General features: G+C 54.4%; 18 protein-coding genes. 6 read left to right on the top strand and 12 right to left on the bottom strand.

The genetic code is table 11. The features are described 5' to 3' along the window. The first annotated feature begins 299 nt into the window (after positions 1–299). Positions 300–2672, top strand: coding sequence for a penicillin-binding protein 1A (locus AB0A83_RS03975; RefSeq protein ID WP_367155461.1), 2373 nt, complete (start codon positions 300–302; stop codon positions 2670–2672). A gap of 63 nt (positions 2673–2735) precedes the next feature. Here AB0A83_RS03975 and rpmE read toward each other — a convergent pair whose 3' ends face one another. The 3 genes from rpmE to nhaD form a co-directional block, all read right to left on the bottom strand. Beyond that, on the bottom strand, positions 2736–2936 hold the full coding sequence (rpmE, locus tag AB0A83_RS03980) for a 50S ribosomal protein L31 (RefSeq protein WP_150046932.1): 201 nt from the start codon (positions 2934–2936) through the stop codon (positions 2736–2738). A gap of 93 nt (positions 2937–3029) precedes the next feature. Next, positions 3030–4385 (bottom strand): MFS transporter, encoded by a 1356-nt coding sequence (locus AB0A83_RS03985; protein ID WP_367155463.1) that lies wholly within the window; start codon positions 4383–4385, stop codon positions 3030–3032. A 31-nt stretch (positions 4386–4416) separates the two neighbouring features. Next, positions 4417–5775 (bottom strand): sodium:proton antiporter NhaD, encoded by a 1359-nt coding sequence (gene nhaD / locus AB0A83_RS03990; protein ID WP_232056772.1) that lies wholly within the window; start codon positions 5773–5775, stop codon positions 4417–4419. Positions 5776–5929: 154 nt separating this feature from the next. Here nhaD and AB0A83_RS03995 point away from each other — a divergent pair, with 154 nt between their 5' ends. Both AB0A83_RS03995 and AB0A83_RS04000 read left to right on the top strand, forming a co-directional pair. Beyond that, entirely contained in the window at positions 5930–7582 is a 1653-nt protein-coding gene (locus AB0A83_RS03995) for a nitrite/sulfite reductase (protein WP_150046936.1), read from the top strand. Further along, positions 7569–8027, top strand: coding sequence for a DUF934 domain-containing protein (locus AB0A83_RS04000; protein WP_150046938.1), 459 nt, complete (start codon positions 7569–7571; stop codon positions 8025–8027). Before AB0A83_RS03995 ends, AB0A83_RS04000 begins: the two co-directional genes overlap by 14 nt. Before the next feature lie 210 nt (positions 8028–8237). On the opposite strand, the gene AB0A83_RS04005 is transcribed toward AB0A83_RS04000, so the two are convergent. Together AB0A83_RS04005 and AB0A83_RS04010 are read right to left on the bottom strand one after the other, a co-directional pair. Further along, positions 8238–9596, bottom strand: a complete 1359-nt coding sequence (locus AB0A83_RS04005) for a S41 family peptidase (RefSeq protein ID WP_150046940.1) — start codon at positions 9594–9596, stop codon at positions 8238–8240. A gap of 191 nt (positions 9597–9787) precedes the next feature. Then, positions 9788–11032: a murein hydrolase activator EnvC gene (locus AB0A83_RS04010; RefSeq protein ID WP_367155465.1), complete on the bottom strand. Its 1245-nt coding sequence runs from the start codon at positions 11030–11032 to the stop codon at positions 9788–9790. 333 nt (positions 11033–11365) lie between these two features. On the opposite strand from AB0A83_RS04010, the gene AB0A83_RS04015 reads away from it, so the two are divergent. The 3 genes from AB0A83_RS04015 to mscL all read left to right on the top strand — a co-directional run bounded on the left by AB0A83_RS04015 (position 11366) and on the right by mscL (position 18596). Beyond that, on the top strand, positions 11366–14884 hold the full coding sequence (locus AB0A83_RS04015) for a site-specific DNA-methyltransferase (protein WP_367155467.1): 3519 nt from the start codon (positions 11366–11368) through the stop codon (positions 14882–14884). Further along, positions 14875–17994, top strand: coding sequence for a DEAD/DEAH box helicase family protein (locus tag AB0A83_RS04020; RefSeq protein WP_367155468.1), 3120 nt, complete (start codon positions 14875–14877; stop codon positions 17992–17994). The genes AB0A83_RS04015 and AB0A83_RS04020 overlap by 10 nt, the downstream gene beginning before the upstream one ends. 185 nt (positions 17995–18179) lie before the next feature. Further along, a complete protein-coding gene (gene mscL / locus AB0A83_RS04025; RefSeq protein WP_150046947.1) occupies positions 18180–18596 on the top strand; it encodes a large-conductance mechanosensitive channel protein MscL in 417 nt (138 codons plus the stop codon). 46 nt (positions 18597–18642) lie between these two features. On the opposite strand, the gene hisD is transcribed toward mscL, so the two are convergent. The 7 genes from hisD to AB0A83_RS04060 are packed head-to-tail and all read right to left on the bottom strand — an operon-like array spanning position 18643 to position 24277. Next, a complete protein-coding gene (hisD, locus tag AB0A83_RS04030; protein WP_367155470.1) occupies positions 18643–19944 on the bottom strand; it encodes a histidinol dehydrogenase in 1302 nt (433 codons plus the stop codon). Next, positions 19941–20576, bottom strand: a complete 636-nt coding sequence (hisG, locus tag AB0A83_RS04035; RefSeq protein WP_367155471.1) for an ATP phosphoribosyltransferase — start codon at positions 20574–20576, stop codon at positions 19941–19943. The genes hisD and hisG overlap by 4 nt, the downstream gene beginning before the upstream one ends. Positions 20577–20589: 13 nt before the next feature. Next, positions 20590–21855 (bottom strand): UDP-N-acetylglucosamine 1-carboxyvinyltransferase, encoded by a 1266-nt coding sequence (gene murA, locus AB0A83_RS04040; RefSeq protein WP_150046953.1) that lies wholly within the window; start codon positions 21853–21855, stop codon positions 20590–20592. Positions 21856–21882: 27 nt separating this feature from the next. Continuing rightward, a complete protein-coding gene (locus AB0A83_RS04045; protein ID WP_150046955.1) occupies positions 21883–22194 on the bottom strand; it encodes an STAS domain-containing protein in 312 nt (103 codons plus the stop codon). Beyond that, positions 22194–22658, bottom strand: coding sequence for an outer membrane lipid asymmetry maintenance protein MlaD (gene mlaD / locus AB0A83_RS04050; protein WP_150046958.1), 465 nt, complete (start codon positions 22656–22658; stop codon positions 22194–22196). Before mlaD ends, AB0A83_RS04045 begins: the two co-directional genes overlap by 1 nt. Before the next feature lies 1 nt (position 22659). After that, complete coding sequence (gene mlaE, locus AB0A83_RS04055; RefSeq protein WP_150046960.1) at positions 22660–23442, bottom strand: lipid asymmetry maintenance ABC transporter permease subunit MlaE; 783 nt, start codon at positions 23440–23442, stop codon at positions 22660–22662. A 16-nt stretch (positions 23443–23458) separates the two neighbouring features. Continuing rightward, positions 23459–24277 carry an ABC transporter ATP-binding protein gene (locus AB0A83_RS04060; protein ID WP_150046962.1) on the bottom strand — a complete coding sequence of 273 codons (819 nt, stop codon included), beginning with the start codon at positions 24275–24277 and terminating at the stop codon, positions 23459–23461. Between the last annotated feature and the right edge of the window lie 27 nt (positions 24278–24304).

Raw genomic sequence — 24304 nt, forward strand, 5'->3', positions numbered from 1 at the left:
AAACCTCTAAATCGTGTGCTATATCTACAGCGCTATCGCGAGCGCCCCTCAGCTAGGAGCCAAGTATAGTAAGGTTTTGCTATTTTCATACCTTAACACAAGTTAAAAATAACTTTAACTTTCCCCTGTAAATATAGCGCGTATAGATCAATTTTTTGAGCTGTCGAATTGCATGTGTCGGATCGTGCATTAAGGAATGCGTACCGGCGGAAGGATGAAACCAGCGTAAGAAAGTTAGCAAAAGCAGGCATCTTTGCGAATTACGCTAAAATCTTTCAAATTTCTATCGTAGAGTACCCGTGCAGGTCAGACATCAAATCAGGCCGTTGAGAATGTTAGCGGCCCTGTTCAAATGGTTTTTTATCGCCATCGCCATTTTCGGCATCAGTTTTCTGGTTGCCGCTTATTTTTTTATCGTCGAGCTGGACAAAGAATTGCCGGACATCGAGCAGTTGGAGCACGTTCAGTACCAAATGCCGCTCAGCGTTTATAGCCGGGACGGGCTGTTGATAGGGCAATTCGGCGAGAAGCGGCGTATTCCGGTTCCAATCGGCGAGATTCCCAAGCAGCAGTTGAATGCTTTTTTAGCCGCGGAAGACGAACGGTTTTTTACCCACCCGGGCGTGGATTACAAAGGATTGCTGCGTGCTGCGAATCATTTGCTGAAAACCGGCAAAAAAAGTCAGGGTGGCAGTACGATTACGATGCAAGTGGTGCGCAACTTTTTAATCAGCAAGGAAAAAACGTATTTGCGCAAATTGAAGGAAATTTTGCTGGCCTTGAAGTTGGAACGGCGTTTTTCCAAAAACGAAATTTTCGAACTGTACTTGAACAAGATTTATCTCGGCCAGCGCGCCTACGGATTGGCGGCGGCAGCCCAAACGTATTACGGTAAAAGCCTATCGGAATTGAGTTTGCCGCAGCAGGCTATGTTGGCGGGATTGCCCAAGGCGCCTTCGCTGTACAACCCCATCGTTAACGTAGAGAGAGCAACGGAGCGGCGCAATTATGTTTTAAAGCGGATGTTGGATTTGAATTTTATTTCCGCCGGGCAGTTTCGCCAAGCCTTGGCCAGCAAAGACGATGCGGCCATTCAGCCGACTGTCATAGAGTTTGATGCGCCTTACGTGGCGGAAATGGCGAGGCAGGAATTGTTGGAGAAGTACGGCGACGATGCCTATACCCTGGGCCTGAAGGCTTACGTGACGGTTTCTTCCGGTTTGCAGCAGGCGGCGGATAACGCTGTGCGCACCGGTTTGCATTTGTACGACGATCGTTACGGCTATCGCGGTTTGCCGCACAAAAAACTCGCTAAACAGAGTGCGCTGAAAAGCTTGCCGGCGTTTGGCGATTGTCGTCAGGCAGTCGTCTCCGCGCTGTCGGAATCCGGATTTGTTGCAATGGCAGCGGATGGAGCGGAACTGATGGTGGCCTGGGAGCAGGTGCCTTGGCGGCGAGCCGAGGTAGAGCGGTTTCGCAGTAAGCCGTGGCAGGGCTTTTTCATTCAACCGGGTGATATTGTCTGGCTGCGGCAGTTGGAAGACGGTCGCTGGGCTTTGAGCCAAATTCCCGCGGCGGAAGCTGCGCTGGCAGCGGTCGATCCTTTTTCCGGAGCCATTCAGGCGATTTCCGGCGGTTTCGATTTTTATCGTAGCCGTTACAATCGGGCCACGCAATCCAAGCGGCAACCCGGGTCCGGTTTTAAGCCGTTCATTTATGCAGCTGCGTTGGAGAAGGGGTTTACCCCGGCCAGCATTATCAACGATGCACCGATAGTGATAGCGGATCCGTCTCAAGCCAACGATTGGCGTCCGGAAAATTATACCCGCCGATTTTTAGGGCCTACCCCGTTGCGGGTTGCACTTAGGCAATCGATTAATTTGGTGTCGATCAGGCTATTGCAGGACATTGGTATTCCTTACGCATTAGAGGTTGCGATGAGGTTCGGTTTCGAAAAGGAGCAATTGCCCGGGACCTTGTCGCTAGCCTTGGGTAGCGGATACGCGTCGCCGCTGAAAATGGCGCAGGCCTATTCCGTATTTGCAAACGGCGGCTACGCCGTCAAACCTTATTTGATTGAAAGAATCGATGATTACAGCGGCAAAGTCGTGTTTCAGGCCAATCCGGCCGGCGTGTGTCGGCATTGTTCCGAAGGTTTGGAATCCGCCAACTCCGCCCGGCGCGTCGTTTCCCCTCAGGTAAATTTTCTGATGAATAGTCTGCTGCGCGACGTGGTTGAGCGGGGCACGGCAACTACGGCGAAACAATTGGGGCGTAGCGATTTGGCCGGCAAAACCGGTACCACCAACGACCAGCGCGACGCCTGGTTTAACGGTTATACCCAGGATTTTGCGGTTTCCGTTTGGCTGGGTTTCGATAATTCCAATTCGTTGGGGAGAGGGGAAACCGGTGGAAAAGCCGCGATTCCGATCTGGATGGAATTTATGCGCAAAGCCTTAAAAGACAAGCCGGAAATGCCGCTGGTCGCGCCCGACGGTATCGTTCAAGCATACGTCAATCCGGAGGATGGCTTGTTATTGGATAAATCCAACAAAAACGGCTTGTGGGAATTCTTTGCCGAGGAAACTGCGCCGAAAAGCTATTCGATGCCTAAGCAGCCGGAATTCGAATGGGATGAAAATGCGGAGGGTTTGCAGGAGGCTTTGTTTTGACCCGCTTCCGCTGCTAACCGCCCGGCAATGTTTGGGCGGTTAGTGGCGCAAGGGTATTTGCGTTTATTTGCCGAACTTTTTACGGAATTTGTCTACCCGGCCGGATGTGTCGACTACGCGTTGTTTGCCGGTGTAAAAAGGATGGCACGAAGAACAGACCTCGATATGTAAATCTTTACCCAGCACGGAACCGGTTTCAAAAGTATTGCCGCAACCGCACGTGACTGTAATCTGTTTATAATCAGGATGAATTTCTGGTTTCATATTGCTCACACACCCGTTTGGGCTACATCTAAAGAGAACTGCTTATAATACGATCTAACAAGCCTTGCCGCAATAGTAAAAAACGCTATGGCATTAGTCGGCTGTAGACGCGGTTTCGACCTGAGCGCGAAAAGACGGCGGCGAATTTCGAATCATTAGCGACAACACGATAGCCGGAATACCGATAACGGCCGCGTAGACGAAAAAACCGCCGTATCCGACGCCGGCTACGATTTGCCCGGAAAAGCCGCCGATCAGTTTCGCTGGCAACGTCATCAATGAACTGAACAACGCGTATTGGGTTGCGGTGTAATTGGCGTTGGTCAAACTGGATAGATAAGCGATGAATACCGCGGAGGCTATGCCGCCGCTCAGATTATCCGCACTGACCACGGCCGCCAGTGACCATAAATTCGGCGGAATAATCGCCAAAGCCGCAAACAGCAAATTGGTCAGGGCCACCAAAACCGCGCCGAGTAGTAAAGGGCGCATGAGTCCGTAGCGTACCACCAAAACGCCGCCTAATGACGTGCCGAATATCGTCATGAAAAAGCCGAACAATTTGGTGACGTCGGCGATTTCTTTTTTGCTGAACCCCAAATCCAAATAGAATGGATTAGCCATGACGCCCATTGCAATATCGCTCATTTTATAGAGGCTGATCAGCGCCAAGATGGTGATGCCGTGCCGGCCGTTGCGTTGGAAAAATTCTACGAAGGGGCCGACGACGGCGTCGAAAAACCATGCCGCGAGTCCGGTAAAGTAGCTTTGTTTGCCGGATTGTCCGGCCTGATGATTGCTTTGTTTTGTCGCTAAGTTGGCGTTGTGATGCGGCTCCGTGATGAGGAAGGTCGTGACGATGCCCGCCGCCATCAGGTAGGCCATGGTTTGATAGGCAGTCGACCAATCGAAATATTCCGCGATATATAGTGCGCCGGCACCTGCGGCCAACAATGAAACCCGGTAGCCGAAGATATACGCTGCAGCCATCGCGCCCTGATATTCTTGAGCGATTGCTTCTATCCGGTAAGCGTCGATCACGATGTCTTGGGTGGCGGAACAAAAGGCCACAATCACGGCTAATAAGGCTGCCTGTTCCAACTGATCGGCGATAGTGAGACGGCTTATGCTCCAAAGTCCTAAGGCAATGCCTAGTTGCGAGAGCAGCATCCAACTGCGTCGTTTGCCCAGGCATCGGGTAAGTAAGGGGAGGGGGGCTTTATCGATAATGGGAGCCCATATGACTTTAACGGAATAGGCGGCACCGACCAGGCTGAAGTAACCGATGATCGCCAGGCTGATGTTAATGTCGGCCAGCCAGGCGGATAAGGTCGACGACACCAATATGAAGGGTAGTCCGGCGGAAAAGCCGAGAAAGATCATTGCCAGCACCTTGGGTTGGCAATACACGGAGAACGCGCGACGCCAAGATGAATGCGTCTTAGGCATCGGCGAATTCCGTGGTTTGGACGTAGGGCTGTTAACCGTTAATCAGATAATGGGTCAGGATGCTGGCGAAATAGCCGCCGGCAATCACGGGTGTCCATTTCAAGTGGCTGAAAAAGGTGTATTTATGATTGGATTGGCCCATTAATGCCACGCCGGCCGCGGAACCGACCGAAAACAATGAGCCGCCTACTCCGGCTGTTAACGTTACCAGCAGCCATTGGTATAAATCCATGTCAAGATTCATGTTCAGCACCGCGAACATCACCGGAATGTTGTCGACGACCGCGGAAATAATACCAACCAGAATGTTGGCGGTGGTGGCGCCTAGGCCGTCGTACATAGCGGCGGACAGCAGCTCCAAATAGCCGATGTAGCCCAAACCGCCCACAGCGAACACCACGCCGAAGAAGAACAGCAGAGTATCCCATTCCGCGGCTTTAACTTTGTTGAAAATATCGAATCTCGAACCTTCTACCGTGTAGCGTACCTTCAGGCTATAGCCGTACAGCATTAATACCGATAAGCCCAGCATCATGCCCATGAATGGCGGCAGATGCAGGAATTGTTTGAAACTGACCGCGCTGACGATGGTTAATAGAAACAAACCGCAGACTTGGATTGCGCCGGGTCTCAACTCGACGGCGGCTTCATCCACCGCTTCCGGCTGGGCGTCGGGAATGGCTCGCGACATGAAAAACGCCGGGACCGCAAAATTGACTACGGATGGGATAAACAGTTTGAAAAAGTCGAAGAACTCGGCGTAACCGGCCTGCCAGACCATCAAGGTAGTGATGTCGCCGAACGGGCAAAACGCGCCGCCGGCGTTTGCCGCTATTACTAGATTCACGAAGCCGATGGAGACGAAGGTTTCGTTGTCCTTGCCGACCGCCAATACCACCGCGCCGACCAACAATGCGGAAGTCAGATTGTCCGCAACAGCCGATAAAAAGAAGGTGATGATGCCGGTAATCCAAAACAATTGCTTATAGCCGAATTGTTTTCTGATCAACCAGGAGCGTAAGGCTTCGAAAACGTTGCGTTCCGCCATGGCGTTGATGTAGGTCATGGCAACCAGCAGGAACAGCATCAGTTCCGCATATTCTTTCAGGTCATGTTCGAAGGCCGCATGTAATTGCTCGCCCGGTACTCCGGCCTCTTGAGCCAGGATAGCGACGTGTGCCCAAATGACGGCCGCGGCGAAAATAACCGGCTTGGATTTGCGTAAGTGGGTGAACTCTTCCGCCATCACAAATCCGTATGCGATTATAAAGATCAGAACGGTGTAGATCCCTCGTTCCGTACCGGTTAGTCCCAGGTTACTAAATTCCTCGGCCATGGCAAGTTCCGGCAAGAACAAGAGACCGGCCAAAATTGACAGTAAGCGCAACAAGTTAGCCCCCTTATTAAAAAGTTATGGTTGTTTTAATGGTGAAAAAATCAACTGGGCATGTTATCACCTAATATTAATCTTTGTCATTTAAAGCCCTGCAGTATATTATTGCGCGCTCAATACAACATGCCTGCCTTGCGTAAAACCTTAGTAAATGTATCAATATAACGAGCGAGATCAGAAACTTATTGAAGAGCGGGTTGCTCAGTTTCGCGGACAAACCCAGCGTTTTTTGAATGGCGAATTAGGGCCCGACGAGTTTAGAGCCTTGCGCTTGATGAATGGGCTTTACATTCAAACTCACGCGCCGATGTTGCGGGTGGCCGTTCCCTACGGTTTGTTATCGTCCAAGCAGTTACGCATGTTGGCTAAGGTAGCCAGAGATTACGACAAAGGCTATTGCCATTTCACGACTCGGCAAAACGTACAGTACAACTGGCCGGCTTTGGAAAGAGTGCCGGACTTGCTGGCCGACTTGGCCACCGTGCAGATGCACGCGATTCAAACCAGCGGCAACTGTTTGCGCAACACGACTTCCGATCATCTGGCCGGCGTCTGCCTCGATGAAATCGAAGATCCAAGGCCTTATTGCGAAATCATCAGACAATGGACCACGCTGCATCCCGAGTTCGCGTATTTGCCGCGTAAATTCAAGATTGCCGTCAGCGGCTCAGAACGCGACCGGGCGGCCGTGCAGTTACACGATATAGGCGTTTACCTGGTAAAAAACTCGGCCGGAGAGGTCGGATTCAGAGTGTTGGCCGGCGGTGGCTTGGGCAGAACGCCGATGATAGGGCAAACCGTAAGGCCGTTCTTGGAGAAAAAATATCTGCTGTCCTATCTGGAAGCGATCTTGCGGGTTTACAACCTGCTGGGCAGGCGGGATAACAAATACAAAGCCAGGATCAAAATCCTGGTTAAAGAAATCGGTTTAGAGAAATTCACTGCTTTGGTGGAAGAAGAATGGCTGCGTATCCGCGACGATTTACTGCTCAGCGAGCAGGAAATCGAAGCGATGAAAGCCCATTTTCTGCCGCCGGCTTACGATGCCGGCGCATCGAACGAAACCGGTTACCCAGCACAGTTAGCAGCCGATCCCGACTTTGCCACTTGGGCGAAATATAACACGGTCGAGCACCGTGTGCCCGGATATCGGGCCGTATTCGTTTCATTGAAAGCGCCCGATTCGCCGCCCGGAGACATTACCGCCGATCAGCTCGATGCCTTGGCGGAGTTGGCCGACGTTTACAGTTTCGGGGAAATTAGAACTACCCACCGGCAGAATCTGGTACTGGCGGATATAAAACAAGCCGATTTATACGTACTGTGGCAAAAGTTGGCGCAATTGCAGTTGGCCACGCCTAATATCGGCACCGTTACCGACATGATTTGTTGTCCGGGTTTGGATTTTTGCTCGCTGGCTAATGCCGCTTCCATTGGTGTTGCCAAAGAAATCAACCAGGTTTTGGACAACATCGATTACGTGCACGACATCGGCGATCTGAAAATCAACATGTCCGGCTGCATGAACGGGTGTGCGCATCAAAGCGTCGGGCATATCGGTATTCTAGGCGTCGATAAGAAAGGCGAAGAATGGTATCAAATCACCCTGGGCGGCTCTTCCGACAACGAAGCAGCCATTGGAGAACGATTGGGTCCGGCCGTCGCTAAAAACGAAATTACTAAGGCTATCACGGATATATTGGACGTCTACTTAAAGCAACGTCTGGACGGCGAGGCCTTTTTGCAAACCGTAAAACGTATCGGATTGGAACCCTTTAAAACGCAAGTGTATGCCACTCATTAAAGATCGACAGCTTATAGAGAACTCATGGCGATTTGTCGCCGACGACGAGCCGTTGCCGGAGGCCGGAAATATTTCGGTTTCTCTGCATCGCTGGTTAAGCGAAAAAACCTCGCTGTTGCAACGTGCCGGCCAGGCCGGCGTCCGTTTGATTTCTACGGAGCCGGTGGAGGCTATTGCGGGCGATGTAACAGCTTTAGGCTTGATAGAGCTCGATTTCCAAAATTACGGTGACGGGCGGGCGTTTTCGCAAGCCAGAATTTTGCGCGACCGTTACGGGTATCGCGGTGAGATTCGGGCGATCGGCAACTTTCTCGCCGACCAAGTGTTTTATTTGCACCGGGTGGGCGTCAATGCGTTCGACTGCAAAACCGAAAAAGACATCGCATTGGCTCTTGCTGCGTTAGACGATTTTTCCGTTTTCTATCAAGCGTCCGTCAACAACTAAACAGCGAAGGTTCCGTTCCGGAACGGTGTATTCAGTTTAGCGTTATCGCTTTGCCGAATTCCCGGCGGGGTTGCAGCCCGAATCCGCCGGACCGGCAACTGCATTCTACGGCGGGAATTTTTTTCCAATCGCCTTCATTGTCCTTTCAACAAAGATCGAAGAGTGACGCAGCCGATAGCGGTTTGCTATCGGCTGCGTTTCGACGCCGCGCTAGCGGCTTTTCATGATGCTAATGCCTTTCAGCAGGTTTAAGGCTTCATGCAACGGGTAGTCCCGCAGATCTGATTCCGCAGTGGCATCGGCGCTTTTTTCGTTGCTTTCTTTGCCGTCGGTATCGTCCTCATCGCCGGTTTTTTTATCGACTTCGTTGCCGTTAGATAAGTGTCCGGATAGGTCGGCTTCTTTGATCGATTCGATTTTCGCTTGCTCCAGAGCTTCCAGCTTGACTCTGGCCAGCGTGACGTCCGGCTCTATGCCTTGAGCCTGAATAGAGCGTCCGGACGGCGTGTAATAGCGCGCGGTGGTCAATTTGACCGCGCCGCCGTTGCTGGTGGGCAGTATGGTTTGCACCGAGCCTTTGCCGAACGATTTTTCGCCCATAATGATGGCCCGCTTGTGATCTTGCAGGGCCCCGGCCACGATTTCCGAAGCGGAAGCGGAGCCGCCGTTGATCAACACCACGATGGGAGCGCCGTCGATAATGTCGTCCGGCGTTGCGGAGAAACGCATCTCGGAGTTTTTGATGCGGCCTTCGGTATAAACGATCAAGCCGGATTCGATAAACGCGTCGCTGACGTCCACCGCGGCATTCAACACCCCGCCCGGGTTGTTGCGCAGGTCTAAAATAATCCCTTTCAACGGTGCTTCGTTTTCGCGTTTCAACTCCGAAATCGCATCGACCAAGCTCTCGCCGGTGCCGGATTGGAAGCTGCTGATTCTGAGATAGCCGTAGTTTTTCTCCAGCATGCGGCTTTTGACGCTTTTTACCTTGATGATGTCGCGGGTCAGCTCGAATTTCAGCGGGGCTTCGGCGCCTTCGCGTATCACCGTCAGCACGATTTGACTACCCGGTTCGCCGCGCATGAGTTTTACCGCTTCCGCCAAGGTCATGCCTTTAACCGGTCTATCGTCTAAGCGGACGATCAAGTCGCCGGCTTTGATGCCGGCTTTTTGCGCCGGGGTATCGTCTATCGGCGATACCACCTTGACAAAACCGTTTTCCATGCCGACTTCTATGCCCAATCCGCCGAATTGGCCGGTGGTGCCTTCTTGCAGCTCTTTGTACTCTTCGTCCGCTAAATAGGCGGAATGCGGATCCAGGCCGGACAGCATGCCGCGAATGGCGTCTTCCAACAATTTCTTATCGGAAACCGGTTCGACGTAGTCTTGTTTGATGCGGCCGAAAATCTCTGTAAAGGTGCGAAGTTCCTCGAACGGCAGAGTGTCCGATGCGGCAACGGGAGCCGCCGGAGCGCCGGGTTTTTGCGCCAGTACGTTGGCGCACAAGCTGATGGTAGTACCCAGCATGAAACCGATCGATAACACTAACAGGTGAGTTTTGTTTCGCATGTGTAATAAGTCTCCGACAACCTTTGTCCTAAACGTAAATAAATTAAAGATGGGGGTGTATGCTCAATATGTAAAGTAGGCCGGATTTGGGGCTTGTGAACTAAATACAAGCGGGCGAACTACTCGACAATAAGCGTGATAGCGAATTTTTTGTCGATTTTAATCGGAATTAGGCCGTCATGGGGTGATTGTTAACTTTTACCTAATCTTCGGCACCATTTTTCCGGATCGACCGCCTTGCCTTGCTGGCGAATACCGAAGTACAGCGCCGCTTGCGATCGGCCGCCGCTACGTCCTACCGACGCTACGCTATCCCCGGCTTTGACGGTATCGCCTACGCTTTTGTTTAAGCTTTGGTTGAATGCGTACAAGCTCATATAGCCTTTGCCGTGGTTGACGATAATCATTAAACCGTAGCCGCGCAACCAATCGGCGTAAACCACCCGGCCGGCTGCCACCGCATGGATGGCGGCGCCTTCTTTGGCGGCGATCACCGTGCCGTCCCAAGTGGTTTCGAAACGTTTGCTGCCGAAACGTTCCAAAATCGCGCCTTGCACCGGCCACGGTAACTCGCCTTTCAACTCGGCAAACAACTTGCCGGTGGGCGGAGTGTCAGGCTTGGCGGATACGGGTTTTTCCGCTTGCGGTTTTGACTGTGTCGCTTCAGGCGGCGGGTCGGGATTGCGTCGTTTGACGTGTGAATCCACATGCGAACCTTGTTCGCTATTATCGTCGGATATAGGAAGCGATGCCAGCAGCGCGGTCAGCTTTCGTTCGTCATGCAGCAAGTCGGCGAGTTGGTGTTTTTTTTCCGCCTGATCTTGCTCCAATTCGCCGATTAAGCGCTCTCTTTGTTGTTTAAGGCTGTAAAGGCGCTCGGTTTCCCGTTGTTTTTTATTCAAAGCGATTTGCAGCAATTGGGATTCCGATTGGTTTTGTTGTTCCAGCGCGCGCAATTTCTGTAAATCGTCCTGGATTGCGCGCAGATTCCGCGCTCTTGCTTTGACGATGTAGTCGTAATATTTGAGCATGCGGCCGGTAAGCGCCGGATCGTGTTGCTTGAGCAGCAAATCCAGCCCGCTACGACGGCTTTTTTCCATGATAAACGCCGATTTGACCGTGTATGCCAATTGCTCGCGTTGTTTGGACAAATCCTGTTGGGTGGCGGCGATGTCCGTACGCAACGCTTTTAACCGGGTTTCGAAGGCTTGAATGCTGATTTTTAACTCGTTTAACGCGTTAGCCTGTTCGCCGTATTGGGTTTCCAGATTGCGCAACTCTTCGAGCTGCGCGGCTTTTTCCTCGGTCAAGCGCTTTACCTGAGCGTTAACTTTCAGCTTCTGCGCCTGAATCTCGTCCAGCTGCTGTTTGGCATCCGTTTCCGAGGTCGCGTATGCCGGGCGCAAACAGCACAGAACGGCCAAACAGAGCAGCATTGCGTATCTCATCGATGACTAGTCGGACTGAATCGGAAAGTTGAAAGGTACAGCTTACATTTTATCCTTCAAAAACACGCTTAGCGAATCCAAGGTGGGACAAATGAATCATATTTCAATGAAATCAGATGGTTGGCGATTCCTGCGTGCCGTCCTGGCTACTCGTTACGACAGTTTAAACCGCAACGAGCGGTGCTTTCGCACATAGTCGTGCTGCTTAAGCTAACGGCGGGCGGTAAAATGCTCGATTCCCGGCGTTTTCCGGCTTGGGCGCAATTTAACAGGCGGCCCGCATTCATCTCGGCCCGAACGCCTAAAAAATTTGGACTCTCCATGACCAGCAGCAATGCATTTACCCAGCTTCAGGCTTTTCTTAAAGACATGTTCCAATTCGGCGAACATGATCTGGACTTCGGCCTGTACCGCATCATCCGCTTGAAACGGCAATTCATCGAAAACTTCATAGCCGGCGACGGCCGGGACAGCTTGCGCGCCGTGGTGACAAACGCCTTGAGCAGCGTGCAGAACGCGCAAGTCAAGACTTCCGAACACTGGCTGGCGGGGTTTGCCGGACGCTTCGGCCAAAACGGCGCGCCGGTCTGGCAAAAATTGTATGACAACCCGTTCGACCAGGCCGCTCTCGACAAATACCAACTGCTGTTCCAGCTCAGCCCCGAGGAACAACAACACGGCGAACAGCACCTCGCCACTTGGCTGGAAGCCCGGCAGCTTGACAGCGGCAATCTGGAAGCCAAGGTTTACAACCACCTGCTGAACTTCTTCGAGCTGTATTACCAAAACGGCGACTTCGGCTATAACAGCCGCGCCGCCAGCGCCTTCAAGGTGGCTTACGAGGCCGACTACGACGGCTCGGACGTCCTGTTTCACTGGAAACACAAGGATAGCTACTACATCAAAACCGGCAACGGCTTTCACAGCGTGCGTTTTCAGCTCGATGCCGGTGAACTCGGTGAGCGCTGGCTGGAATTCCGCCTGACTCAAGGCAGCGCCGCCGCCGCGCAAAGCGCCGAGCGCAACAATAACAAAGACAGCCAGAGCAAACGCTACCGGCTGGCTGCAATCGATTCCATACCAGAGGTTGATAAAACCGTCTGGCAAATACGTTTCGAACTGGCCGACGCCAACACACCCAAAACCGAGCTTTACCCAAGGCTATGGCAAACGCTGTTCGGCGATAGCGATTTAACGCCTTATCTGTACAAGAAACCCGGCAAACACGAAGCCTTGCCCGGCGCGCCCTTGTTCAATGACTTGAAAGACGACGCCGGCAACGCCGAGGGCGGCCAGATCAAGGGCATAGCCCAATTACGCCTGAAATGGGATAAATATCTGGACGAACTGGCCAAGCGTGACGAATTCGCCAACTTAGGCAAAAACGCCGAACAGCGCATCGAGGCCCTGGCCAGCGACGCGATTGCCAATGCCCTGTTTCAGCTCGACAAAAACCTCAACAAATTCTATGTCGGCAACGATGCCGACTACTTTATTCATAAAGACTTGCTGGGCTTTTTGAGCCGGGAGAAAAGCCGCTTCATCAAGCAAGTGGTGTTCTCCGATCTGGAAAGCCTGCTGCACGCCGGCCAAGACAACGCCACCGTGTTGATAGCCCAAGCCTTCAACCAAGTGGCCGACCGTTTAATTCAGTTTTTGGCTGCCATCGAAAACTTCCAGAAAGGCTTGTTCGAACTGAAAAAGCAGGTGGTCGATAGCCACTATCTGATTTCGCTCGGCAAGATACCGGCCGAGTTTTACCCGCGCCTGCTGGACAATGCCGCCCAAGTTGGGGAATGGCGCGAGGTGTACGGCATCGACATCGCCGCGCCGGAACAACTGGCCGAGCATCCGGCCCTGGTGGTCGATACCGGCTATTACGCCGAAACCGGTCCGGACAGCGGCATCACCCGCAACCCGCTGCAAGACGATTTGCTCAGCCACCCGGTTTTCGACAATCTGGACGAACAAACCGACGGCCTGCTGGTCAATTCCGAAAATTGGCAAGCGCTGAACCTGTTGCAGGACAAGTTCCGCGGACAAATCAAGACCATTTACATCGACCCGCCCTACAACACTGGCGGCGACGGTTTTTTGTACAAGGACAGCTTCAAGCATTCCAGTTGGGCCAGCATGATCCACGACCGTCTGCAACTGGCTTACCCGCTGCTGAGTAAAAACGGCGTACTGTTTGCCAGCATAGACGATAAAGAACGCACCCAACTGGAAACTCAGTTGCGGCAGGTATTCGGCGCCGGCAATCGGGTGGAGGAACTGATCTGGGCGCAAAACTCCACCAAAAACCAGTCGCCGACCTATTCCAACAACCACGAATACATCGAAGTGTTCGCCAAGGATCTGGAAACCGTCAAGGCCGAGCCGATGATGTTCCGCGAACCCAAGCCGGGTTACGAAGAGATGATGGAACTGGTGGCGCGGTTGAACCCGGATTATCCCGGCATCGCCGCGATCGAGGCCGAAATCGCCGCGCTGTTCGAGCAGCACCGCCGCGAGTTCAGGGCCGAGCTGGAAGCACAAGGCCTAGAGTTCGATAAGAGTCTGGATTTGTGGAAGGGTCTTTACAATTACAGCCATGCCGAATACCGCGACGCCGACGGCCGTTACGTGCCGGAAGACGAAGCCCGCCAACGCGAGGCCAATATTTGGATTTGGCAGGAGGCTGACGCCTCAATGCCGCTGGTGTCCGCCGGTTCGAAAAAACCCAGCGTCAAAGACCCGAACGACCCCAATTACCGTTTCTATCAACCGTTACATCCAATTACCGGCAAACCTTGCCAGCCACCCAAGCGCGGTTGGGTTTGGCCTCGTCATCCCTTGGAAGGATTCTCCCAATCGTTCAGTGAATGGGATGACGACAACCGGATTGCCTACGGCGAAACCGAGCAAAAAATTCCACGTTTAAAGCGTTTCATTCACGAAGTGGACACCAATGTCGGGCGTTCAGTTATAACTGATTACACCGACGGCGAAAAAGAACTCACAACCTTGCTGGGTAAATCGCGCAGCTTCCCCAATCCCAAACCCACCACACTGATCGAGCGCTTTATCCAGCAAACCGCCAATGCCGGCGACTGGGTGCTGGACTTTTTCGCCGGCTCCGGCACCACCGGCCAGGCGGTGATGCACAGCGACCGGCAACGCCGCTTTCTGCTGACCGAAATGGGCGGCTATTTCGACAGTATTTTAAAACCGCGCATCAAGCGGGTGATGTACTCGACGCATTGGCAGGACGGCCTGCCGACCCAAGCCGGTCATGTCTACCGTCTGATCAAGGTGCAAGGCCTGGAACAATACGAAGACCTGCTGGATAACCTGCACCCGGTGTGGGACGACGCCAGCCTGCCGCCGCCGGTTCCGGTCAAATACCTGTTCCGTCCGGAGCAGCAAGCTATATTGTCCACGCTGGATTTGCGCCGGCCGTTCGCCAATACCCTGACCGTAGGAAAGGCCCGGCAAACCGCAACCATAGACCTGCTGGAAACCTGGTGTTATCTGCAAGGCTATTGGCTGAAATCCCGCCGCCTGTACCGTAAAAATACTCGGCCTCTCCCTGAGGGAGAGGCGCTGGGTGAGGGCGAAACCGAATCCGGCCTGACACTGGACAGGGATTATCTGGCCGCCGAAACCACCTACGGCACATTGGTACTATTCCGCGACATCAAAATCGGCGAGGACGACAGCGCGCAAATCCGCGCTATTTTAAGCCTGTACCGCATCGAACGGCTGGAGCTGAATTTGGACGCCGATCTGCGCCAGTTGCCGTTGCCGGCTACGCTGATTCAGGCCCACGATTTTCTGCGGGGCGCGCAATGGAATTGAAGCTGTACAACCGGGTCAAGCGCGAGTTGCTGGGCGAGTTTGTCGGGCGCGCCGAAAACAACGACGCTGCTTATCAAAAGTTGGTGGAAGATTTCGCCTCCGCGTCCACGACCGGCATCAAAAAAGTCTACGCCCGCCGCATCCAGGATTGGCTAAGGCAATACAACAGCCTGTTGTCCCGCCCGTTCAAACTGCGCTATTACCAGATTCTGGCGCTGTATTTCACCGAATACGTGTTAAGCGAGAAACGGGCCGGTAAAGATTTTACCGAACAAAAGGCGCTGGCTTACTGGATGGCGACCGGCAGCGGCAAAACCCTGCTGATGCATTTGAACCTGCTGCAATACATAGACCATATCGGCGGCGGCAACGCCTTTGACGAGTTGCACATCATCCTGACCACGCCGGGCGTGAATCTGATAGAGCAACACCAGCGCGAACTTAGCGAAACCGTGCAGCATTTGAACCGCTTTTACAGCAACCGCATCAAGCTGACCTGCGAAACCACCGCCGCACTGCTGAACAAGGAAGCCGGTTTCTTCAATTTGCCGGACAACAAACGGTTGTTCCGGCTGGTGCTGGTGGACGAAGGTCATATCGGCCTGGCCGGCGGCGGCCGCGAGGTCGGCGCGTTCAAGGCCTTGCGCAGTCAATTGCTGGCGCCGGAAAACAGCTTTTTGTTCGAGTATTCCGCCACCTACCACGGCATCGCCGACAAATACGTGCAGGAATACCAGGAACAGATCGTCTACGACTACAACTATTACCGCTTTTTCAAGGACGGTTACGGTAAGGATTATGCATTTCAGTCGTTGAATGACGACCGTTTTGCCGATACCGGCCAGACCGAGGCGGGGTTTTTCGACGCCACCCTGTCTTGTTTGCAGGACAAACTGGCGACCTATGAACAACTGACGGTCAACCACGCTCGACACAGCGGCGAATTGCCGTTTGCCGGCCGTTTTCCGCACAAGCCGCTGCTGGCTTACATGGGCAATACGGTGGAAGACCCGAAAAACGAGGGCAAGGGCCGCGACGAGGTATCGGACATCCGCAAGTTCGTGGTGTGGCTGGCGCACTTGTCCACGGCGGACAAGCAGCGTTACGCCGAGGCCTTCAACGGCCAGTATCTGGGCCAATTGACGTTGACCCGCAGCCCCGGCATTGCGGACGAAATCTGGTTGTCGTTCGGCGACGGCGATTATTGGGGCTTGATCAACGTCGGCAACGGCGACAAGTTTTTCAACGATTGCGCCGAACATCCGCAATTGCAGGACGCGCAAGGCCGGTTGTGCGTTACCTTGCGCAAGGCGGCGATTATCGGCAGCCGTTACGGTTTCGCCGGTATCGACGATTTGGCCAGCCCGATCAATGTGCTGGTCGGCAGCCGCAAGTTTTCCGCCGGTTGGAATTGTTACCGGGTGTCGCTGATTGGCCTGATCAATCTGGGTTCGGCCAAGGGCAATATGATCATCCAGATTTTCGGCCGCGGCGTGCGCCTTAAAGGCTTGAAGGAAGACGGCAAGCGCCGCAACAGCGAACATTGCCTGGATTATGGGGAGTTGCTATCTACACCCGATACGGCGGGCCGGCAATTGCGGCGGCTGGAAACCTTGAACGTATTCAGCTTGAACCGCTCCTGGCTGGAAACCTTTTTGCAGGCGCTGGAACAGGATATTCCGGCGATTTCCGGGCCTTACAGCGTGGAGGTTCAGCCCGCCGTGGTGCGGCTCGGCAAAAAGCGGCTAGCCAAAACCTTTGCCGATTACCAAGACAAGTTATTGGCCTTCAAAGTGGGCTTGAGCGAATTCGACGCGCCGCTGCAAGCGGTGTTGAATCCGGCCAGCCACGAATGGCAGTGGCGCTACCGGGATGCGAACGGGGATATCGACGGCGTGTTGCAGCCGTTTGCCATTTCTCTTGACTATCGTTCCAATCCGGCATCGGCCGGGGTGAATGTCGTCCATGATCTGAGCCATGCCTTAGCCCACTATGGCGGCTTCATGACGCCGGGGCATTTACAACGGCAACTGGCGGTCTGGTCGGTTCAGCAGCGAGTGCAATTTTATGTGGGGCAAGCCAACGATTTGCAGCCCTTGACGCTGGCGGTTCTGCTGCCCTTGCTGGCCGAAGTCCGATACGACCGCGAACTGGACAGCCGCAGTCTGGACGTGATCGAACGTATCGCCGAGGAGGTGCAACGCGACCTGCTGGACAAGGTCTTCCACAAAATCCGCTATGTGATCGACAAGCGGGCTTATCGCTACGAAGCGGTCAAGCAAGCCGTGGGCGACGAGCCGGGCGACTTCATCGAGCGCTATACCTTGACGTATGAGTTTGCCAATCAGCAAGACAAGCAACATTTCGAGGCCAAGGCCGGCACGCGCGCGGACATCGAACAGGCCTTGCAGGAAAATCGGGGGGCTTACCATATCTACGAACCGCTGTTGGGCGAAGCCGATGCGGACTTGCTGAAACCGCATAAACTCCAGCGTATTGGGATTTCGCCGGACAAACTGAACGGCGGCGAAAAGAAGTTTTTGCGCGACATCTTGGCCTACATCGATTTGAACTTTGCCCACGATCAGCGCGAGTTTTACCTGATGCGCAATGTCGAGTCCTTGCGTTCGATTGGTTTGTATCTGGAAGGCGAAACGCGGGTGTTTTATCCGGATTTCGTGTTATGGATTGTGAATGACAAGAAAAATGAGACGACGATTGTGCTATTTGACCCGAAAGGCCAGACCGGCATCATCGATGAAGCCGAGCTGGGCATCAGCGGCAAAGCGGCCTTGAACCAAAAAGTCACGGTGGCGACCGGCCGGCATCTGGCCGAACTGGCGCGGGAATTGACGGCCAAAACCGGCCGCAAAGTCATGATTCATTCGTTCATTCTGTTGCGGGACAGTTCCAAGCTGGGCAGGCCGAAAGGCAGTTCGCTGACCGATAAGGAACTCGCCTTAGCCGAAGAGATGATCCGGCAGCATATTCTGCGTCTGGATTGGCACGAAAAACGGGAAAACGGTAGCCGGGGGTTCAGGCTGGATAACGGCGAAACCTATCTGAGCCGGCTATTCGCCCAAATTGCCGGGCAAGAATCGGGTAGCTGAGCTGCTTCGTTCCGCGGGTGGGCCGGAGGGCGAACCTGAAAGGTTTTAGCGGTTTTACCGGGCGGGCCGGTTTGCGTTTTCGCCAGCGTTCCAGCTATGGTATAAAAACCGCCGGTCGAGCGGAAACCGCTCGGTGCGACACCCTAAAATCAATAACAAGCAAACTATGCCGCGGGAGTTTACCTATGGGTATCATGCAGGAATTTAAAGAATTTACCATGAAGGGCAATGTCGTCGACATGGCGGTCGGCGTGATCATCGGAGCAGCATTCGGTAAAATCGTCACCTCGCTGGTCAGCGACGTGATCATGCCGCCGATAGGTGTGTTGCTGGGCGGCGTCGACTTTACCGACTTGGCCGTGACCATACAGGCCGCCGCTAAAGCGGCGGACGGCAGCGTGATACCGGCGGTGGTGATTGGCTACGGTAAATTCATTCAGACCGTCATCGATTTTCTGATCGTGGCAGCCGCGATTTTCGGCATGATCAAAATTCTCAGCTCGTTCAAGAAAAAAGCCGAGCCGGCCCCGGAAGCTCCACCGGTCCCGTCCAATCAAGAACTGCTGCTGGCAGAAATCCGGGATTTATTGAAAAACAAATAATCCTTAGCAGACAATCGCTTAGAACGCTGGGATTGTAGCCCGGCGTTCAGATCCGATATTCCGCCGAGCGGGCATGGGCGGTCAAACTTTCTCCGCGAGCCAGCACGGAGGCGGTTTTGCCTAGTTCCGCAGCGCCTTGAGCCGAACAATTGATCAAGCTGCTGCGTTTTTGGAAATCGTATACGCCAAGCGGCGACGAATAACGGGCGGTGCCGGACGTCGGCAGCACGTGGTTGGGGCCGGCGCAGTAATCGCCCAGGGCTTCGGCGGTGTAGCGGCCCATGAAGATGGCGCCGGCGTTGCGGATCTGTTCGGCCAAGGCTTGCGGCTCGGCCACCGACAGTTCCAGATGTTCCGGGGCGATGCGGTTGGCGACTTCGGCCGCTGCCGATAAATCCGGCACTTTGATGAAGGCACCGCGTCCGGTCAAGGAGGCGCGAATGATGTCGGCCCGCTCCATCGTCGGCAGCAGGCGGTTGATGCTGGCTTCGACCCGCTCCAAAAACTCGGCGTTATCGCTGATCAAAATCGCTTGCGCGTTTTCGTCGTGTTCGGCCTGGGAAAACAAATCCATCGCGATCCAATCCGGCTCGGTTTGGCCGTCGCAAATTACCAGGATTTCGGAGGGGCCGGCGATCATGTCTATGCCGACCTGGCCGAATACCAGTTTTTTAGCGGTTGCTACATAGATGTTGCCGGGGCCGACGATTTTATCCACCGCCGGCACGGTTTCGGTGCCGTAGGCCAAAGCCGCGACCGCTTGAGCGCCGCCTATCGTGAATATCCGGTCGACGCCGGCGAGATAGGCGGCCGCCAATACCATCGCGTTGGTTTCGCCGCGCGGCGTAGGCACCACCATGATCAATTCGCCGACCCCGGCAACCTTGGCCGGAATCGCGTTCATCAACACCGAGGACGGATAAGCCGCTTTCCCGCCCGGTACGTACAAGCCGGCCTTGTCCAGCGGCGTGACATTTTGCCCCAGCAGGGTGCCGTCGGTTTCGACAAACTGCCATGGCTGCAGTTTTTGCCGTTCGGCGTAAGCCCGGATGCGTGCGGCCGCGGTTTGCAAGGCTTGGGCTTGAGCGGCGGGCAGACTTTCCCAGGCTTGTTGCAAGGCCGTTTTGCTGAGTTCCAGCTCGGTGCCGCAAGTAAAAGCCGTGGCATCGAAGCGGTTGGTGTATTCGATTAGCGCCGCGTCGCCGCGCCGGCGGATGTCGGCGATGATGTCCAGCACCCGTTTGTGGATTTCCAAGTCTTCGCCGGCATCCCATGCCAAACGTTGCTTGAGTCGGCTAGCGAAATCAGCGGCGGCATAATCCAGCCGAAACATGGAAAGTGCAGTCATGACTGTGCCCTCTTAGCCAGGGTGATTTCGAATTGGTCGATTAAAGCCTGAATAGCTTGATGTTTCATTTTCATGGCCGCCTTGTTGACTACCAGCCGCGAGGTAATGTCGGCGATCAATTCGCGCGGCTCCAGGCCGTTGGCTTTCAGGGTATTGCCGGTATCGACCAGATCGACGATGCAATCGGCCAAACCGACCAGCGGAGCCAGTTCCATCGAGCCGTACAATTTGATGATCTCGGCCTGGATGCCGAGATTCGCGAAATAACGTTGCGCCGATTTGACATACTTGGTAGCCACCCGCAAGCGTCCCTTGACCGGCGGTGCGCCGACCGGCCCGGCCGTCATCAGCCGGCAGCCGGCTATGCCCAAATCCAAGGGTTCGTACAAACTTTCCGCGCCGTGCTCCATCAGCACGTCTTTGCCGGCGATACCCAGGTCGGCCGCGCCGTATTCGACGAAGGTCGGCACGTCGGTGGCGCGAATGATCACCAGTTGTACGTCCGGGCGGGTGGTTTGCAAAATCAGCTTGCGGCTTTTATCCGGGTCGTCTACCGGAGTAATGCCGGCTTGTTCGAGAAACGGCAAGGCTTCTTCGTAAATCCTGCCTTTGGAAACGGCGATGGTCAGCATGGGAAGGTTTCGCTTATTCGGGTACCCGGCGTATGGTCGCGCCTAATTGAGTCAATTTTTCTTCGATGTGATCGTAACCGCGGTCGATGTGATAAATCCTGTCGACCAACGTGTCGCCGTCCGCCACCAAACCGGCCAACACCAAACTAGCCGAGGCGCGCAGGTCCGTGGCCATGACCGGTGCGCCGGTCAAACGTTCTATGCCGGAAATAATCGCGGTATTGGACTCCAGCCGGATTTGCGCCCCCATGCGTTGCAACTCTTGCATGTGCATGAAGCGGTTTTCGAATACCGTTTCGGTGATCACGCCCACTCCGTCGGCCACCGCATTCAATGCGGTAAATTGGGCTTGCATGTCGGTCGGAAACGCCGGATAGGGGGCGGTGCGCACCGAAACGGCGTGCGGGCGGCGGCCTTCCATGTCCAATTCTATCCAGTTATCGCCGCAGGTGATTTTTGCGCCGGTTTCTTTCAGTTTGTCCAGCACCGCGTCCAGCAAGGTCGGATCGGTATTTTTCAATTTGACTCGGCCGCGGCTGATCGCGCCGGCTACCAAATAGGTGCCGGTTTCGATCCGGTCCGGCAGAATGTCATAGTGCAAACCCGGCCGGCCCAGCCGTTCAACGCCCTCTACCGTCAAAATATCGGTGCCTATGCCGCTGATTTTGGCGCCCATCTTGTTTAAAAAATGCGCCAAATCGGAAACCTCGGGTTCCTTGGCGGCATTTTCGATAATGGTAGTGCCCTCGGCCAGGGTGGCGGCCATCAGAATGTTTTCGGTGCCGGTCACGGTGATTTTTTCCAGTACCAGGCGGCAGCCCTTTAAGCGCTTGGCTTTGGCATGGATGTAGCCGGCCTCGACCTCGATATCCGCACCCATTTTAACCAACGAGTCGATATGGATGTCCACCGGTCTGGAACCTATCGCGCAGCCGCCCGGCAGCGACACGTGCGCTTCGCCGAAGCGGGCCAGCAGCGGACCTAATACCAGGATGGAAGCGCGCATGGTTTTGACCAGTTCGTAGGGCGCTTCGTATTTGTCGATGCGGCTGCTGTCGACTTCGACGTTCATTTTTTCGTCGACCAGCAGCCGCACGCCCATTTGCCCCAACAGTTCCAGGCTGGTGGTGATGTCGCGCAAATGCGGCACGTTGCCGATACTGACCGGCAGTTCGGATAGTATGGTTGCGGCTAAAATCGGCAAAGCGGCGTTTTTGGCGCCGGATATTTTGATTTCGCCCGATAAGGGGTTGCCGCCGGTAATCAGTAATTTATCCATCGATGTTTGTAAAGGAAGTGAAGCGGTTCAAGCGCCGGCGCCGGAAAAATAGTCGGTTTTATCCAAACCGCTTAATCTGGCGAGGGCCAACAATTGTTCCGGTACGTTTTTGAAGGTTAAGCGCGCGCGTATCATCCTGCTGTGGCGAATCCATTCGATCATTAACGCCAAGCCGGCACTGTCGGTGGTCTTGACTTGGGCCAAATCGATGCAGATTTCGTCTATGCCTTTCAGGTATCGAAACGACTGCAAGCTGTGCTTGTCGATGTTGGCAAAGGTCAAATTGCCTTCCACGCTGAAATAGCCGGGCGCTTGCTCGGTAAGGTTCAATCTGCCCATTATTTGCTATCCGCTTTGTTCAGCAAAAACTTGCCTATCATTTGCTCCAGCACGATGGCCGAACTGGTGATGTCGATTTGGCTTTTGTCTTGTAGATAGTCGTCCGACGAGCCCGGATCGATGCTGATGTATTGCTCGCCCAACAAGCCGGCGGTATAGATGCTGGCCGCGGAATCCATAGGCAGATTGTCGTACCGGGATTCGATGCGCATTGTCACTATCGACTCGTGGCTGTCTTTATCCAAAGCGATCGAAGATACTCGACCGATGCGCACGCCGGCGACCGAGACCGGCGATTTGACTTTCAATCCCCCGGAATTTTGAAACCGCGCGGTCACCGTATAGCTGTCGTTGCTGGTGTAAGTGCCCAGGTTGCTGATTTGTAGCGCCATGTAAAACAGGGCGCCTATGCCCGCGGCCACGAACAAGCCGACCAGGGTGTCCTGTGTATGCGAGTGCTGCATGTTAAATGTCTCCGAACATCAAAGCCGTTAAAATGAAATCCAAGCCTAAAATGGCAAACGCCGAATTGACCACGGTACGGGTGGTGGCGCGGCTGACCCCTTCGGAAGTCGGGACGGCGTCGTAACCTTCGAACAATGCGATCCAAGACACCACAAAACCGAATACCAAGCTTTTCACCCAGCCGTTGACGATGTCTTCGCGAAAATCGATGCCGGCTTGCATTTGTGCCCAGAACGAGCCGTCGTCGACGCCCAGCATGCCGACCCCGACCAGATAACCGCCCATTACGCCTATGGTGCTGAAAATTGCCGCCAGTAACGGGTTGGAGAGCAAGCCGGCCAAAAAGCGCGGCGAAATGATGCGGTTGATAGGGTCTACCGCCATCATTTCCATGCCGGACAATTGTTCGGTGGCTTTCATCAAACCGATCTCGGCGGTCAAGGCCGATCCGGCCCGGCCGGCGAATAACAGGGCCGAAACGACCGGGCCTAATTCGCGCACCAGCGAGGCGGCCACCATCAGCCCCAAGGACTCTTCGGCGCCGAAGTCCGACAGGATATAAAAACCTTGCAGTGCCAGCACCATGCCGACGAACAGCCCGGATATGGCGATGATCAAAAACGACAGCACGCCGACCGAATACATTTGTTTGGTCAGTAAATTCAGGCGCGGCAGCACTTCGCCTATGCCGGACAGGGTGTGCAGCAGAAAGAACGTGCCGCGCCCCAATTTGGCGAAACCGACGCGGGTGGTTTGTCCCAATGATTCCAAGTAATGCAACATGTTTTGCCGAACCGCGTTATTTAGAGGCTAATAAATCGTCGAGATAGTCGCGCGCGGGGTAATGAAAGTGCACCGGTCCGTCCGCATCGCCGTTCATGAATTGGCGCACCCACTCGGATTGCGACACCGCCAATTGTTGCGGTGTGCCTTGCCCGATGATTTTACTGTCCGATAATACGTAGACGTAATCGGCAATCGCCGCAGTTTCCTGCACGTCGTGCGACACCACGATGCTGGTCAAACCCAAGGTGTTGTTCAACGATTTGATCAAATGCACCAACACGCCCATGGAAATCGGGTCTTGGCCGGTGAACGGCTCGTCGTACATGATCATCATCGGGTCCAAGGCAATCGCCCGTGCCAACGCTACCCGCCGCGCCATGCCGCCGGACAATTCGGCCGGCATCAACTCGCGCGCGCCGCGCAAACCCACGGCGTTCAATTTCATCAACACTAAGGTACGGATCATCGATTCGGGCAAATGGGTGTGCTCGCGCAACGGAAACGCCACGTTATCGTACACGTTCATGTCGGTCAGCAGCGCGCCGCTTTGAAACAACATGCCCATCCGTTTGCGTAGCGCGTAAAGTTGCTTGGTTTTCAAACGATGCACGTCTTGTCCGTCTACCAGGATTTGTCCGGCATCCGGATACAACTGCCCGCCGATCAATTTCAGCAAGGTGGTTTTACCGGTGCCGCTCGGGCCCATGATCGCAGTCACTTTGCCGCGCTGTATGGTCAGGCTGACGTCGTCGAAAATCTTCCGGGCGCCGCGGGAGAAACTAAGATTTTTGACGGCGACGATAGAGTCGTGAGAGACGGCGCGGCTAGGCATTTGCTTGAATTTGCGGAAAATGGCGGC

The organism is Methylomonas sp. HYX-M1 (genome assembly GCF_040741385.1).
GTDB lineage: Bacteria > Pseudomonadota > Gammaproteobacteria > Methylococcales > Methylomonadaceae > Methylomonas > Methylomonas rhizoryzae.